This is a genomic window from Planctomycetota bacterium, from assembly GCA_016872555.1.
Lineage (GTDB): Bacteria > Planctomycetota > Planctomycetia > Pirellulales > UBA1268 > F1-20-MAGs016.
Genome location: VGZO01000137.1, coordinates 1 through 1979, shown reverse-complemented (window position 1 = coordinate 1979; position 1979 = coordinate 1). Strand labels below are relative to the sequence as shown.

Sequence of the window (1979 nt, the reverse complement as noted above, 5' to 3'; positions counted from 1 at the left end):
CGTGATCGGCGACGTGCCCTGGCCGAACGCACTGGGGGCACTGCCGTCGGCGGTGACGATGCCGCCGGGCACCAACGTCGTGCCCAAGGTCAACGTCGTCGGCCCGGTGTAGGTGTTCGCGGCGGAGAGCGTCAGGACGCCGATCCCGGCTTTTGTCAGGCCGTTGGATCCGGCGATGGCGCCGTTGATCGTCAGCGCCCCAGACGCGTAGACCACTCCCTCGGCCGAGCCGAAATTGAGCGGCGCGTCGATGATCGACGTGGATGTGGTCGACAGCACGGCCCCGCTGGTAACGGTGAGCACGTCGCTCGCGGCACCGGACAGCGTCGTGGCGGCCCCGAAGCGCAGGGCGTTGACCGTCTGCCCCCCGGCGTTGACCGCCACCGTGCCACCGGCGTTGAGCGAGACATTCTCGTTGGCAGCAGCGGTCGCGAGGGTAGTGGCATAGCCGGTCGTGGTGTCGAGCGGGATCAGCCGCTGTGACGCGGCGTCCCAGGTCACGAACGACAGGCCGGTGCCGGTGGTGGTGTTGTTGACGGTGCTGTTGAGGATCCAGGGAACGATCGACGCGGTCGACGACGTGGCCGCGCCGCCGCCGCCGATCTGCGGCCCGGGAGCCGCGGTCACCAAGACGTTTGCCACGCCCGCGGCGGGTGCGGCGCCGCTCACGCCCCGGACGAACAGTGTCGCACGGTCCTCACGCGCGATGTCGGAAAACTGCAGGTTGGCCTGCTGGGCGGCGTTGGGCGACATCGTGATCGTCGTCGCCCCGCTCTTCAGGGCGAGCGTGCCGGCGGTTTCGTTGCTCACCGCCGCGGCGTTGCCCTGGTAGACGAGCGTTCCCCCGAACGACGCGATCGACCGCCCGTTGAGCCGATTGACGATGTTCGTGGTGCTGTTGGCGAGCGTGAACGTGCCGCCGTTTTCGATCGCGGCCGAGCCACCCAGCGCCGTCGTGGCGCTGAGCGTGAGCGAGCCATTGTCGACGCGCAGGCCGCCGGTGAATCCCGAGACGTTGCCGCTGAGCGTCGTGGCCGCAGTCGCGACCTGCACCGCCAACGTGCCGGCGCCGGTGAGCGTGCCGCTCAATGTCGAGGCGGCGAAATTGCGGATCGTGCCGCCGCCCGTGTTGACGACCACGGTTCGGGCACTGGTCAGCGCGTTGGTGGAGATCCCCAGCGTGCCGCCGTTGAACTCGAGCACGTTGGCGGTGTTGCCCAGCGCCGTGTTCTGGCCGGCGGCCGTCAGCCACAGCGCGCCCTCGTTGAGCCTCACGGTGCCCGTGAACGTGTTGGCACCGCTCAGGGCGGCGTTGCCACTTCCTGTCTTGACGAGGGGGCCGGTGCCCGAGATCACGGCCGAGATCCCGTTGACGGTGTTGAAGAACGAGGACGCCGACGAGATCTGTGACCGGACGCTGTCGATCGTCAGGCCACTGCCGCTCATGACGATCCCGCCCCCGCCGCTGCCGGCGATCGACACACTGAAGCCCTGCTCGTAGACGATCCGGCCCAACGTCCATGACGTGGTGTCGATCGTGCCGGTGATGTTGCCGATCTGGCCGAGGGCGTTGTTGAACGTCGCCGTCCCGCCGCCGTCGGGAATCGCGCCGCCGAGCCAGTTGGCCGACGAGCTCCAGTTGCCGGACAGCGGCGACGCCCATGTGCCGCTCACCTGGGCCGGAGCCTGCGACATCAGGGCGAGGCTGATCAGCGCGGCCAGACCACAGGCGCGCGAACTCGAGCAGGGCGCGAGGCGACGCAAAGGCATGAGCAGGCCTTTCAAGGACAGGGAAACGGGATGTGAACGGTGACACGAGGAGCCGGGGCAGACCGACGGCGACCACGACCGACCACCGGACCAGCCCACTGGCAAGGGTTGCGCAGGCATGGCACGGCGCGATCGGATGTGGCGCGGATGGCGTGCTTTCACCCAGGCCGGTCGCGCAGGCGCCGCGCGCCTGCGCATCCCGGCACTGC

Annotated in this window: 1 protein-coding gene; it reads right to left on the bottom strand. The window is 69.3% G+C overall.

Annotated features, from left to right (window positions below):
* A partial coding sequence (locus tag FJ309_17510) for a hypothetical protein (GenBank protein MBM3956371.1) occupies positions 1-1979 on the bottom strand: 1979 nt, incomplete at both ends.